The 13,280-nt window shown below is 40.0% G+C and carries 12 protein-coding genes and 3 pseudogenes; 13 read left to right on the top strand and 2 right to left on the bottom strand.

What is annotated here, in order from left to right; all coding sequences use genetic code 11:
* The first annotated feature begins 107 nt into the window (after window positions 1-107).
* Genes ABC336_RS31250 through ABC336_RS31265 form a run of 4 tightly spaced genes read left to right on the top strand, consistent with a single transcriptional unit; the run spans window position 108 to window position 5,411 of the window.
* Window positions 108-734, top strand: a complete 627-nt coding sequence (locus ABC336_RS31250) for a hypothetical protein (protein WP_413242391.1) — start codon at window positions 108-110, stop codon at window positions 732-734.
* Window positions 727-2,700: a hypothetical protein gene (locus tag ABC336_RS31255; protein WP_413242392.1), complete on the top strand. Its 1,974-nt coding sequence runs from the start codon at window positions 727-729 to the stop codon at window positions 2,698-2,700. The genes ABC336_RS31250 and ABC336_RS31255 overlap by 8 nt, the downstream gene beginning before the upstream one ends.
* A 29-nt stretch (window positions 2,701-2,729) precedes the next feature.
* The gene (locus ABC336_RS31260) at window positions 2,730-3,758 is read left to right on the top strand and encodes an ATP-binding protein (protein WP_413242393.1); all 1,029 of its coding nucleotides are present in this window, start codon (window positions 2,730-2,732) and stop codon (window positions 3,756-3,758) included.
* A 12-nt stretch (window positions 3,759-3,770) separates the two neighbouring features.
* Window positions 3,771-5,411, top strand: coding sequence for a hypothetical protein (locus ABC336_RS31265; RefSeq protein WP_413242394.1), 1,641 nt, complete (start codon window positions 3,771-3,773; stop codon window positions 5,409-5,411).
* 156 nt (window positions 5,412-5,567) lie between these two features.
* Here ABC336_RS31265 and ABC336_RS31270 read toward each other — a convergent pair whose 3' ends face one another.
* Window positions 5,568-6,563, bottom strand: coding sequence for a DGQHR domain-containing protein (locus tag ABC336_RS31270; RefSeq protein ID WP_413242395.1), 996 nt, complete (start codon window positions 6,561-6,563; stop codon window positions 5,568-5,570).
* 135 nt (window positions 6,564-6,698) lie between these two features.
* Here ABC336_RS31270 and ABC336_RS31275 point away from each other — a divergent pair, with 135 nt between their 5' ends.
* From ABC336_RS31275 to ABC336_RS31285, 3 genes are all read left to right on the top strand, one after another.
* Window positions 6,699-7,034, top strand: coding sequence for a helix-turn-helix domain-containing protein (locus ABC336_RS31275; RefSeq protein ID WP_413242396.1), 336 nt, complete (start codon window positions 6,699-6,701; stop codon window positions 7,032-7,034).
* Window positions 7,035-7,306: 272 nt separating this feature from the next.
* Complete coding sequence (locus tag ABC336_RS31280; protein WP_413242397.1) at window positions 7,307-8,248, top strand: DUF4238 domain-containing protein; 942 nt, start codon at window positions 7,307-7,309, stop codon at window positions 8,246-8,248.
* 215 nt (window positions 8,249-8,463) lie between these two features.
* Window positions 8,464-8,790, top strand: a complete 327-nt coding sequence (locus ABC336_RS31285; RefSeq protein ID WP_413236697.1) for an ArsR/SmtB family transcription factor — start codon at window positions 8,464-8,466, stop codon at window positions 8,788-8,790.
* A gap of 1 nt (window position 8,791) precedes the next feature.
* Here the strand turns inward: ABC336_RS31285 and ABC336_RS31290 are convergent, their stop codons facing one another.
* Window positions 8,792-9,517 carry a response regulator transcription factor gene (locus ABC336_RS31290; RefSeq protein WP_413236698.1) on the bottom strand — a complete coding sequence of 242 codons (726 nt, stop codon included), beginning with the start codon at window positions 9,515-9,517 and terminating at the stop codon, window positions 8,792-8,794.
* Between the two features lie 219 nt (window positions 9,518-9,736).
* Here ABC336_RS31290 and ABC336_RS31295 point away from each other — a divergent pair, with 219 nt between their 5' ends.
* The 6 genes and pseudogenes from ABC336_RS31295 to ABC336_RS31320 form a co-directional block, all read left to right on the top strand.
* A complete protein-coding gene (locus ABC336_RS31295) occupies window positions 9,737-10,048 on the top strand; it encodes an ArsR/SmtB family transcription factor (protein WP_413236699.1) in 312 nt (103 codons plus the stop codon).
* Between the two features lie 16 nt (window positions 10,049-10,064).
* Window positions 10,065-11,357: an arsenic transporter gene (locus tag ABC336_RS31300; RefSeq protein ID WP_413236700.1), complete on the top strand. Its 1,293-nt coding sequence runs from the start codon at window positions 10,065-10,067 to the stop codon at window positions 11,355-11,357.
* 36 nt (window positions 11,358-11,393) lie between these two features.
* Window positions 11,394-11,615: pseudogene (locus ABC336_RS31305) on the top strand (arsenate reductase/protein-tyrosine-phosphatase family protein); the annotation flags it as partial.
* A gap of 1 nt (window position 11,616) precedes the next feature.
* Window positions 11,617-12,397 (top strand): annotated as a pseudogene (locus tag ABC336_RS31310) (NAD(P)/FAD-dependent oxidoreductase); the annotation flags it as partial.
* Between the two features lie 23 nt (window positions 12,398-12,420).
* Window positions 12,421-12,884: pseudogene (locus ABC336_RS31315) on the top strand (ArsI/CadI family heavy metal resistance metalloenzyme).
* Between the two features lie 13 nt (window positions 12,885-12,897).
* The coding region (locus tag ABC336_RS31320) for a protein-tyrosine phosphatase family protein (protein WP_413242398.1) at window positions 12,898-13,280 on the top strand (383 nt) is incomplete at its 3' end.

Raw genomic sequence — 13,280 nt, forward strand, 5'->3', positions numbered from 1 at the left:
TGTTCTAATGACACAAATATATACTTTAAAAGCGCGAAAGATATTTACAGAAAATTCTAACAGTGATAAGATTCTAATAGAAGAATACTGTCGATTGAAGGTGTTTTATGTACGAACCTATACCCATTAAACGTAAAGATCAGTATGCCAGTAGTTTTTGGGAACGTTATAGCTATAAACTCCAAAGAGATGTCCTTTTGTTCGGTGATCTCAAGTATGATTATTGGACACTGGTCGAAACAGACCCTAACATACTCAAATATTGCGAAAGACCAAACAGTGAGAAACTAAGAAAAGATAATTTACATAACGCTTTTGATATGTGGCAACTTGAAAGAAACGGAACAGAAACCTTTGTAAACATACGATATAAGAGCCAAAGCAGAATCGAATATCAGGAGTTAGAAAAGTGGTGTTTGAGATCAGGGTATAATTTTAAGGTGCTATATGAAGAAGATATTCGGGGACATGTCATTTACCTAAAAAATATGAAGTGGCTATTGCCGTATATTGGGCAAAGAAAAACACCTATCGAGACTGACAAGTGGAGCATTTTACGTGTTCTCAATGATAAATCTATAACGATTGGTGACTTACAGGGTAGATGTCCAACCATTCCAATCAGTCGTCTTCGTGAGACATTGTACTTCTTAATCTATACAGGCGAATTAATTGCAACCAATATCAAGGAAGTCGAATTGGGAATCTTGACAGAGGTGAAGCTGAGTGGGTAGAAAACGTATTTTAGATAATGTCGAAATTGATTCAAAATATCTAGATACGAAGAACTGGCCTGAAGTATTAACCGAGAACTTTTCAGAAGAAGGTAAAGCGCTTTATCTAAAAAGGAAAATTGCAGTCGAAATGTATGTAAGCGATCACCCTTTAAGCGAAATTATAGAGGTGTCGGGGTTAGACCAAAAAGAAATTCATAGATTTGTAAAAAGATGCTTTATGCAAGATGAAAACGGATACATATGGGGGTACAGAGCACTTATACCCCACAAAAAGCTGACTACTTACACTAGAAAGAAGTTGCCATCACTTGATGACCAGAAAAGTGGCATAAAATTAACAGGCATTTTTCAATTGCTATTGAGAACGTATCCTTCGATTCGTGAAACTATTATCGATTATTACTTCAAGAAAAAAAAGAAAAAAGTGTCCGAACCCGCAATTTTAATTCAGCATCTCCATCCAAAATTTCTTAAATCCTGCCGTGCCGTAGGAATATCAGAACTAGAATATCCCTTTAACACGCAAGATTTAGGACGCCGTTCCTTGTATCGCTATATAAAGAAATTGGAAAAAGAATATCCCATTGAAGCTGCTAAAAGAACAGGTGATAAGGCCGTTAGGCAGCTTAAACACTCTGGTACAGGTGAAAAAAACGAAATCTCTATTACGCATCCATTCGATCGAGTTGAATTCGATGCACATGCGATTGACGTGATTATAGCCATAAGGTTTAAAAACATCGACGGTGATGAGTATGTAGAAATCATGGACCGGATATGGCTTTTGTCCATTATAGATGTAGCTACCCGGGTTTCATTAGGGCACCATTTATGTTTAAAGCCCCAATACTCAGTAATGGATGTCTTGGAGTGCATACGAAATGCAATTGTACCGTGGGCCCCAAAAAAGTTAACAATACCTGGACTTAATTACCCCGAAAATGGAGGACATCATTCAACAGCCATTCCAGAAACCGAATGGGCAGTTTGGAATGAGTTTTGTTTCGATAATTTCCAAGCCCATATGGCAGAAATCGTTAGAGAGCGCTTAAAAGGATTCGTTGGTTGTGCTGTGAATGCTGGTCCAATCAGCACGCCTGAAAGGCGCCCTTTTATTGAACGATTCTTCGGATTACTAGCAAATAACGGATATAAAAGACTAGTCAATACGACGGGTAGCAATCCTAATGATATTAAACGTAAGCAACCTGAGAAGGCAGCAATCCAGTACGAAATAACAGCTGATGAGATTGAACAGCTTACAGAAGTATTGATAGCGAATTATAACAACGAGCCGCATAGTGGATTAAGCTATTTAAGTCCACTGGAAGTTATGAAACAACGCATCATTATGCGTGATATGATGCCACGAACGATGACCGAAGATAAACGCAATGAAGATTATTTTTTATGCTACACAATCAAAAGAGTAATTCAAGGAAATGAGAAGGAAGGAAAAAGGCCTTATATTAACTTCGAAGGCGCACAATATAAAAGTGAAGTATTATCGAGAAGCTTTAAACTAATTGGTCAAGAGATTCATCTAGTCGTCAATATTAAGGATCTTCGAGTACTAAAAGCGTATTTTAAGGATGGCTCAGAGTTTGGCTATTTAACAGCAAGCGGCAAGTGGGGAATTAGTCCTCACACTTTACAAATGAGGAAACAAATTAATAAACTTATTCGACGTAAAGCCCTTTACTTATCTGAAACAGATGATCCTGTTGAATCCTTACATCATCATTTGGAACAACGAGCGAAGAAAAATAAGAAGTCCCGGAATGAGCTTGCACATGTAAGAAAATACAGTAATCAAAATAAAAGCAATTCAGAAACTCACAATACCGCGGCTAATAAGGTTTCTCCTCAAAAAACGTTAAAGAAAGTAGGTTCACCAAACACAAATAAAGGTAGTGATGAACTGGAAAAACTGCGGCAGAGGTTTAAGACGATCACCTTTTAATACAAACAATCCAAGGAGTACTGAATGCTATGGCAAATACTATGCCCAATTCGCAAGATGCCGATATTGTTTTAGATACAAGCAGACCTCTAATACCTGTCGGTTCGCATCCTATTGAGACTGGTGAATACCTCATCCCAACCTACCCTGTGCTGCGAATGTTTCAAGATGTCACGAGGTGGATTAACTACAGGTACCCTGGGGGAATTATCTATGGAAGACCAAGACTCGGCAAAACACGAGCCATCGAGTTTCTGCTGCGTGCTTTACCCAATCATTTTGGCAGCAGTCTGCCGGTGTTCCATATCAAAAGCCAACACATTAGATTAGCAAATGAAGGTAGCTTTTTTGAAGCATTATTAAAAGACGCAGGCCACAAAATTCCCTTCTCAGGTAAGCCAAGTGTAAAACGAGACAGATTATATAAGTATCTGCTTGAAAGAGGGAGTCAGTCACAACAAAAACGGGTTGTCATGTTTATCGATGAAGCGCAGGTTTTACACGATCTACAATACGGCTGGCTAATGGATGTATTCAATGAATTAGATGCTTCGCGCATTGCTTTAACAGTAGTACTTGTTGGTCAAGAACAATTACGTGACCAAAGAACGGCGTATATGCAGGCAAAACAAGATCAAATCATCGGAAGATTTATGGTTCATGAGCACCGATTCACTGGAATCAAAACAGCCGAAGATTTGCGGATCTGTTTGAAAAATTTCGATGAAAACAGTGAATTTCCCGTAGGTAGCGGATGGTCATTTACTCAATACTTTTTTCCTGACGCATTTGCAACTGGGGAGAGGTTAGAGCACCATACGGAAGATATATTCAATATTTTTGTTGCTTTGCACCAAGAATCTAAGATATCTTCCAAAATCGAAATTCCAATGCAGTATGTGATCGCTTCCATTGAACAAGCATTGCGTGAGTATGGAGTGGGAGGAGAATCACAAACAAGGTGGTTGACAAATACCTTATGGAAAGAAGCGATTCGTAATTCAGGATATATTAATGCAGAACTCAGAATACCAGCAACCGAGGAAATAGATGATTAGGAGAATGTGGGTATGAATTCCTTGGATCAATATAAAAGAATGGATTCAGTGCCGTCAATCACTTGGGATTTGAAATGGATTTCCGAATGGGAATCGCCATGGTCGATCTTTGAGAAAATCAAATTGGCTAATTTAGCCGTAAAGAAGGATCTTTTTCAGGTTTTTGGAAATGAAGAAGTACGCTCATATAAATCTATTCTGGGTAAAAAAAATCATGATCTTTATGGATTATATGCTTTTGACGATGATGCATTTATGAGCATAATCGGCTTTCGCTTGAAAAAATTTAATAGAGATTGTTTACATAACATTTCTGATTTTCTCCACAAAAACGACATTCAAAGAAGTGAGTTAAAGGGAAGAGCTTCAATGCAGCCTTATAAGTATTTTCGTAATCATCTGCATTTTTGTTTAGATTGTATGAAAACCGGTTTCCATAGCATATTGCATCAATTTAAATTACTTCATAATTGTCCGTTTCATTTAAATCCGATGCATTCAACTTGCCCTGAATGTCATACAATGATTCCATATGAGCTTTCCGATAAATATTTCCAAGCACCTTTTGTATGCAACTGTGGCTATTCATTTATGGACTTTAACTCCCCTTACCACATGGAATGGGGAAAAGTATTATCTGAACATGTTCAGGATCCTGTTGTGTGTCAATGGCTTACTCTTAAAGAAGAAGATAAGATGAGTTTAAAAAGAGTTCATTTCTATCCACACAATAATCCGGAACATAACCCCACACTCCTGAGTTTTCTGTTGGACACCATAAATACACCTCATACAAAAGATAGAAAAAGAAACGTAAAAAAGTCTTGTTCTCCCATCACTCAAAGAGCCGATCGAGATATTAGCGGTGTACGTGCCTCTGATAATACTAATATGTTAGCTATATCAAACTGGGTCGCTCTTGAGACTAATCAACGTCACGGTTCAATCTCTAAAACTTTATCTGATCTTACAATCTCCTCGAATTTAACCATGAAATCCATCTCAAGTTATTTAAGAAAAACAGTCTTAACTAATCATAAATCTTGTATAAAGCGGTTCGTTAGGATTTCTAAAGAAATAGGAGCAGATCATCCTCCTGTTTGTCCTTTTGCATATGCATATGTCATGTGGAAAAAATCCTTATGGGGGATACCCAATTATTACGACGTTGAAGACACACCTTATCACAGAGAGGGGTCTTCTCTGCAAAAGCTCTCATCTGAATTCGATCGTGATTATATTGTGGATCTGATGGATACATGGATTCAACTCTATCCTATAAGAACGCCACTTGATTTAGCACGTTTTGAGTGGATGCTCAATAAAGCAACCGGCCAACTAGCTTTACTGCATTTTCAAACTTGGTTAAGGATAGCGCCTAGATATGCTGCAGAGTTTAAAATAGCATCTGATTCAGACATTTTGAAAAACGAAAACTTCACTCTTGCTTTTGCATTTCCAAAGGAACCTAATCTTCCAACTTCATTTATTTATTCTTCGAGAGAAGATGAGGTCAACTGGTTATTGGAGACAAATCATATTGTTTGTCCATATTCATCGGTAAAAAAAAGAAGAAGAAAGGCAACAGAAGTATCTCATCATCCCATGCGGCTAGCTATGGAAAAACTAAATGGTGTTGACCGAAATATTTAAATTAACACTAAATAATTAATAGGTTTTCAGCTGATTTACCCTATCACAACTGTAGCCAGATTAAACAATTATGTTGGTGCAAGATAGTCAATTGGAGAATGACTAATTTAAAACTTCTTTCATGACCTGTACCTACATTGTACAGGTTTTTACTTGTTATTTACCCATTATTGATGCTAGCTCAGTGGCAAGAGACCTTGAACCAGACAGTCCTTTCAAATAACGAAGATGTCCATTACTGGACCAATCCACGCTCTTTAAATTTTGTACAGCTTTAGATAAGCCATTGTAGTCTTTTCTCTTTTTCTCTAGTGAAAAAAACTGTTCAAGTATCATCCCTGCAGCTATTGAGAGGGCATCTAAACAAACGATATGTGTGATACGATGGCCACTATAATCTAACCATTCGTAGGAGAACGTTTCTTTTAGAGAATTGTAGTAATGCAAAGCGATATTTAGTTTTTCTTCCTTGGCCAGTAAAGCCATTTCATCCTTTTTAAAAAGAAAATGTAGCGTTCTATAGAGATTTTGCAGTGTTATATGTCTGCCTTTTACTCGTCTTCCTATAATGCTGCCAATATTATAGAAAGGACTTTCTCTACGCACAAGCATTTCAGTAGCAACCCAACTAAGCTCGTCCTTATCGCGTCTAAGGTATTTGCTAAGCGAAGACCCGATCCCCTTAGCTTTCGTATTTATAGTATCAAATAATTGAATTTCCTCATCCTCATCCAGGGCATGGAACGCTAAAAATGGAACCATTATTTCTGCATTGGTCTCTTGTATATATCTCTTTATTCCTCCAAGTCGATGCTGTCCATCCATCAATGATGCTTTACCTTTACAAAATAAACGGCCAAAGTTGGGACGTTGTCTATCGTAGGAGGTGAATTCCCAATTGCTACAGGCATTTAACAATACAGGTGTAAACAAGGCATCGTCACCTTTTGATAAATAAAGGGCAAAATCATGACAACGCTTGGGATCTACTGGTCTTTGATATCCTTTACCCGATACATCATCATATGGTTTAACAAAGGTCAAGTTTAATGCGATCGTCGCAGGCACGTTACTTTGGTAAATCACTTTACCGCGCATTTTGCTTTGGATTACATTCTCGATCACAAATTGCTGAGGTAACGAAGTCTCCATGATGTGTCACTCCATGTTGTAAGTTTAATACCTCTACTATAGAACTTATAAGTTTCTTTTTCAATGGTATTTATAGTATGGTGATCTGTCGCTGCGCAACCTAACTGCTTACGCTTAATGAAGGTGGTGGTAGGCGTGGCAAATTTAGCTGAGCTTATTGGAGCTCGTATACGTGAATTAAGAAAAACGCAAGGATTGACTCAGGAACAACTTGGTGAGCGTGCTCAGTTGCAAAGTTCATACATAGGCGGAGTTGAAAGAGGAGACCGCAATATCTCGATTGAGACCCTTGAAAAGCTAATCCACGCCTTAGAAATAACTGTCCCTGAGTTTTTTGACTTTAGTGAGATTCCGATCGAAAATCACACCGAACAAAATAAGTTGATCCAGATTTTTGTTTCTCAACTTATGAAGCAAGACACAAAGAATATCAAGAAAATGCTCAACATATATAAAGAAATATTTGATTAGTATAAGAAACACCAAACCATTTTAAATAAAGAAAGCAAAACACAAAGGATTTTCCCTTGTTGTTTTGCTTTCTTTATTTGTAATGAGTTCAAGCATCCTTGAACACGAGTACAAATAGAATATGGTCTTTCACACAGTAGACTGTAAATGATGATTGATCTGGACCCTTTACAAAAAAGAAAAAGATTTGAATAATTCTTAGCAGGGAAACCATCATTATTCTCGAATTTTTTATTGACAAGTAAATTAATTGGACGATAAGGATGTATGAAATGAGTGGAGAAGAAATCGTTAAACATCAGCATATGGTACCAAAATTGTACTTGCGTTTTTTTTGTCACAATGATAATTCACTCTATGTTTTCGATAAATTTAATCTTAAAATTTACAAAGGAAATATTAAAACTATAGGCAGTGAGAGATTTTTTTACGATTTCAATTTAATTAGCGAAGATAAAGGTCAATTTATTGAAAAGAAAGTTAACCCGGAATATGAGGGTTTAATCAGTCTATTCCTTTTAGATTTAATTCGCCAAATCCATACAATCGAGCATTTTACTTTGAAGCTACATCATAAACAAGTATTAGCAAAGTATGTTGCTTACCAACATATACGAACTCGTAAATTTCGAGAAGAGTATATACGTGCAGGTACAGGTGTAGAATTATATGAGCCAATTACATTTGGCCTTAATTCCCAAATAGAGCACTTAGGTGTGTTAGTACATAACCATTATTATGTAGAACAACTGAAAAAGCGCTTGCTTGAAGAATACTATTGGGTAATAGGGATAAATGATACAGATGAAAAGTTTTATACTTCAGACCATCCGGTGGCTCAAAGAGAGAGCATGGATAGTCTAGCTGAGAAAAATAACTCATTACGTATATGGGATCTTAGTGATGAGGTCTCGTTTCCTCTTACTCCAGAGATTGTATTGATGTTTTTTAAAAAGAAACAAGGTGAGAAACAACACCGAGATAAACGCCTATTAAAAAATAAAAGAATTCGAATTTCTAATTTAGAGAGTGTACACAGTTTGAATATTATGCAAATAGAAAGATCGTATCGTCAAGTTTATTCGATTGATGGAAATTACGATTTTGTAAAGAAAGTAGAAGCAGAAAGGCGCGCAAAACTAATCGAGATGGGACGCGATCCTGCTAAACTTCTTTTGCCGGAATGGTTAACTGATGATCAATCGAAACGCTAGCCTGTAATAGCAACCAAGAATCCTATCCGGGGATCTCGATTCGTCATTGGTCTATATTTTTCTTTTAAACCCCACGCCTAGTATGGGGTTTAGTTTTAGCAAACAAGCTCTTGTCACAACTGATCTAATCCTGAATTAAGAATATAAGGTTATTAGATTTTCCGGACACATTATATTATAATTAAATAATTATGTGTTACATGGAGGTGATCCGGATGGATTCATTGGATACCATGGCTGAGACATTCAAACTCCTTGGCGATAAATCAAGATTAACCATTCTGGGCTTATTGAAGGAAAGAGAGCTTTGCGTCTGCAATCTTGTCGATATTATGCAAATGTCACAGCCTAGCATAAGCCAGCATTTGAGGAAAATGAAGGCTGGCGGACTTGTAAACGAATATCGGAGAGGCAAATGGGTGTATTACTCCTTAAGCCTTGAAGATAAACCTTACGTGAAGGACGTACTTGAAAGCATTCCTTCGCAAGCCGAAAAGCTGGAGTGGCTGGATCAACAACTCGCTACAACTGTATGCGACTAATTTAATTGCTCCTGTGTCTTATTTGACACCACGGCCCAGAGCACAAATAGCGATAGCCGCCGCGAAACGATTCAATACGAATGGCTTCCTGAAAGCGAGCTAGGCGACGCCTTAACGAGTTTATATGAATCTCTAAGGTTCTGTTCCCGTCCATAAAATTACTTCCCCAAACACTATGTAGTAAATGCTCCTTGGATAAGATGATTCCCGGTTGCTTCGCGAGGTTTATGAACAGTTCGTATTCGATCGGTGGCAGGGGGGCAGTGACCCCTTTGATTTCAATCGCAGGCAACTGGGGATGAATAACTACCCCACTGGTTAATCCACCTTTAGATGACCAATTAGGTTTCTTAGCATAAGCGGATCTTGTGTTGAGGTTCGAGATCTTTCCGAGCAACTCCGTCACGCTAAAAGGCTTCGCTAAATAATCATTTGCTCCCGCAATAAGCCCCTCGATTACCTCCGGTTCCCGGTCATACATGGAAAGGATTAAAACAGGGACCATCAAGCTTCGATAACGAAGAGACCTTAGCATATCAAGACCCATTCTCCCTCCGCCAATCGTTATATCCAAAATGATAAGATCATACTTGTTTTCAATCACCTTTTGAAAGGAGTCCTCAACCGTTTTAGCAACCTCAACATCATAATGGCCTTCACGTTCTAACCCTTGTTGAACGAAGGAGGAGAAGTACAAATCACCTTCAACCAAGAGCACCTTTAGCATGATGTTTCAGACCGCCTTTCTAGAAAATCTTTATATCAATATATAAACATGTTATTATATGAATGACAAGTTAATTATCTTTTAAGCCTTTTCTTCATGACTCCATGCCGTTTAAAAATCGTATATCTCTGATTTATATATAAACCTTTACTTATATAATTATATGAGTATAATAAAGGTGAAATCAGAAGCGATAAAGGGGATAGGAGGGGAGTAACCATGCTTAGTTATGCTGCTGTGGCTGAAGAACTGAAGCTGCTATCTGACAAAACGCGATTAATGATACTAGCGCTACTCAAAGAAAAAGAAATGTGCGTTTGTGACATTGCAGCTGCACTAGAGTCCACACAACCTAATATTAGCCAGCATTTACGTAAGTTAAAAACCGGCAATCTGGTCCGCGAAAAACGGCGAGGCCAGTGGATTTACTATGCCATAAACCGTGATAACAAACCTTATATATCCGACATTTTAAATGACGTCCCATCGATGAAACACCAAGCCATGCAATTTCAGTCAGAAAGCTGTTAGCTGTTAAGGAGGAATTATGTTAATCATAGCGTCGGTATTATTTGTTGTGACGTTAATTTTCGTCATCTGGCAGCCGAAAGGATTGAACATCGGCTGGTCTGCTGCAGGCGGTGCCGTGCTTGCACTGCTCTTTGGTGTCGTTAGTTTCAGTGATGTCCAGGATGTGACATTGATTGTGTGGAATGCGACACTGGCCTTTGTAGCCATCATTCTCATCTCACTCATTCTCGACGAAATTGGTTTTTTTGAATGGTCTGCCCTACATATGGCCAGGCTAGCCCGAGGCAATGGCACCTTAATGTTTGTTTATGTCGTTCTGCTTGGCGCATTGGTTGCTGCTTTCTTTGCGAACGACGGTGCAGCTCTTATCCTAACGCCGATCGTATTATCGATGGTAAGGGCGCTGAAGTTCGATGAGCGGATGATCTTACCATTTATTATGGCCAGCGGTTTTATCGCTGACACGGCATCATTGCCGCTCATCGTCAGTAACCTGGTCAATATTGTCTCTGCCGACTATTTTGGCATCGGTTTTGTACAGTATGCCACGCGCATGTTTGTACCGAATCTTTTCTCTATAGCGGCTAGTATTATCGTCTTGTATCTTTTCTTCCGAAAAAGCATTCCGAAAAACTATGATGTGAAGCATTTACGAGCCCCTCGGGAAGCGATTAAAGATCACCAACTCTTTCGCTTATCCTGGATCATTTTGGCTGTGTTATTGGTTGCCTATCTCGTCAGTGAATTTATTCATGTCCCCGTCTCGATCGTTGCCATGGTCGTCGCGATACTTTTTATTATCGCAGCTCGTGGGAGCAAAGCGGTGGCCACAACAAAGATCATCAAAGACGCGCCATGGTCTGTCGTTGTTTTCTCCATCGGTATGTACGTCGTTGTTTATGGTTTGCGCAATGTAGGTCTCACCGATCAGTTAGGTCAGATCATTGAACAAGTCGCCGACCAAGGCTTGTATGTGACTACGATCGGCATGGGCTTTATTGCCGCCGTGCTCTCTTCCTTCATGAACAACATGCCGACCGTGATGATCAATGCGCTTGCCATCCAAGGGACAGGAACAGAGGGAATCATTCGGGAAGCCTTGATTTACGCCAATGTCATTGGCTCGGATCTTGGACCTAAAATCACCCCTATCGGTTCATTAGCTACCTTGTTATGGCTGCATGTGCTCTCGCGTAAAGGTGTGAAAATAACATGGGGATATTACTTTAGAGTTGGCATCATCTTAACCGTGCCAACATTGTTCATTACTTTGACCGCCTTGTCGTTATGGCTTTGGATCATCAACTAAATTCGATTCAAGAGGAGACGTTCACATCGCAGTCAGATGGCAGAAGGTTTTGGACATCAACACCTCGGCGAAGAATATGACGTTTATAGCGCAGGTATCGAAGCACATGGATTAAACCCCAAGGCGGTTAAAGCCATGGCAGAGAAGGGCATCGATATAAGCCAACAAACCTCGGATGTGATTGATCCAGAGATTTTGAATAAAGCAGACGTCGTCATTACGCTTTGTGGCGATGCAAACGATAAATGTCCGATGACGGGGGCCAGAACTTATGAATAATATGCGGAAACAAGCGGAACGATTCGGTGCTGAGTTTCATCGGGGATGGGTGACCAGCGTTGACTTTACGAATCGACCGTTTACCCTCTCGGTAGACGGCATGGGTGATTTGCAAACAGAATCGTTAATCATCTCCACCGGTGCTTCAGCAAAACTCCTTGGCATTCCGGGAGAGAAAGAAAATATTGGCCGCGGCGTTAGCACATGCGCAACCTGCGACGGTTTCTTCTTTAGAGGGAAAGAGATTGTTGTCATTGGCGGTGGTGACTCTGCCATGGAGGAAGCCAACTTTCTAACAAAGTTTGCCGCTAAGGTAACCGTCGTCCACCGTCGAAATGAGATGCGCGCTTCAAAGATTATGCAAGATCGCGCACGAGCCAAACCTGAAAATTGAGTGGGCATTAAACACCATCCCAGTCGAAGTGCTCGCTGGCGAACACGGCGTGGTTGGTTTAAAAGGACAGGATGCCACTACCGGTGAAGAGAAAGTCATTCAAACGGACGGCATATTCGTTGCGATTGGCCATACCCCGAACACAGGCTTCCTGGGTGATGAGCTACAGACAGATGAAACAGGATACATCCTCGTTAAGCCAGGGACGACAGAAACGAATATAGCCGGTGTATTTGCTTGTGGCGACGTCCAGGATCAGACGTATCGCCAAGCGATCACCGCAGCCGGATCGGGCTGTATGGCTGCGCTGGATGTCGAGAAATTTCTGGAGGGCAATCGTGTACATGACTGGAGTATAACACTCTAAACAAGGGAGGAAACACGGTTATGATTCAACGCATGCATGTGGCTGTGAATTGTACGGATCTGGAAAAGTCGCTAACCTTCTATCGAAACTTCTTTGGGGTAGAACCTGTAAAGATCAAAGATAACTATGCCAAATTTGAATTGGATGAACCAGCTTTACATTTCTCTTTGAATGTCCGACCGTTTGAGAAAAATGGTGTATTAAACCACCTGGGTTTCCAAGTGAATACTACCGAAGATGTTCTCGCGATGGGAGAACGTCTCCGGCAATCGGAACTATTGACTATTGATGAGATGAACACAACGTGTTGTTATGCTGTTCAAGACAAAGTGTGGGTCTATGATCCTGATGGAAACGCGTGGAGATCTTTTACACCAAAGAGGATTCTGAGTTTGAGTCTGCAGGGGATCCTCGGGACCTGTCCCTTTGTTGCGCTCCCCCTGCGGCCCCTGTATTGGTTGAATTCACATCATTTCAGAAGAAGTAAAGGAGTATTTACGATGAAGACGTATCATGCACTAATAGAGGATCGGATTTTCATGGGTGGCGCGGCCGACGTTAAAGATATGGTTTTGGATGAAAAGTGTGAAGTTATTGTCGATCTTCGTGAAGAAGCAACCGAATGCGCCTACCCGGAAACGGATGCGACATGGATCAAGGTTGGAATTGGAGACAACTCGGAAACACCGCAAGAAGACTTGTTTCAAGAGGCCATTAATCAGGTTGTGACGGCTTATCGGGAAGGCCAGAAGGTCGCATTTCATTGTGGGGGTGGAAAGGGCCGAACAGGTGCCGTCTCAATAGGCGCACTAATTGCGTTAGGGAAAGCCTCGTCCATTGAAGAAGCTGAACGTATCGCTAAAGAGATTCGGCCTATCATTCA

Origin of the sequence: Paenibacillus jepli (assembly GCF_047238105.1) — a bacterium.
Lineage (GTDB): Bacteria > Bacillota > Bacilli > Paenibacillales > Paenibacillaceae > Paenibacillus_D.

What these genes read in the sequence shown, in the direction of transcription:
- ABC336_RS31295 (WP_413236699.1), top strand. Translation starts at nt 9,737, where the DNA reads ATGCTTAGTTATGCTGCTGTGGCTGAAGAACTGAAGCTGCTATCTGAC.
- ABC336_RS31270 (WP_413242395.1), bottom strand. Translation starts at nt 6,563, where the DNA reads ATGGAGACTTCGTTACCTCAGCAATTTGTGATCGAGAATGTAATCCAA.
- ABC336_RS31290 (WP_413236698.1), bottom strand. Translation starts at nt 9,517, where the DNA reads ATGCTAAAGGTGCTCTTGGTTGAAGGTGATTTGTACTTCTCCTCCTTC.
- ABC336_RS31265 (WP_413242394.1), top strand. Translation starts at nt 3,771, where the DNA reads ATGAATTCCTTGGATCAATATAAAAGAATGGATTCAGTGCCGTCAATC.
- ABC336_RS31250 (WP_413242391.1), top strand. Translation starts at nt 108, where the DNA reads ATGTACGAACCTATACCCATTAAACGTAAAGATCAGTATGCCAGTAGT.
- ABC336_RS31260 (WP_413242393.1), top strand. Translation starts at nt 2,730, where the DNA reads ATGGCAAATACTATGCCCAATTCGCAAGATGCCGATATTGTTTTAGAT.
- ABC336_RS31300 (WP_413236700.1), top strand. Translation starts at nt 10,065, where the DNA reads ATGTTAATCATAGCGTCGGTATTATTTGTTGTGACGTTAATTTTCGTC.
- ABC336_RS31285 (WP_413236697.1), top strand. Translation starts at nt 8,464, where the DNA reads ATGGATTCATTGGATACCATGGCTGAGACATTCAAACTCCTTGGCGAT.
- ABC336_RS31280 (WP_413242397.1), top strand. Translation starts at nt 7,307, where the DNA reads ATGAGTGGAGAAGAAATCGTTAAACATCAGCATATGGTACCAAAATTG.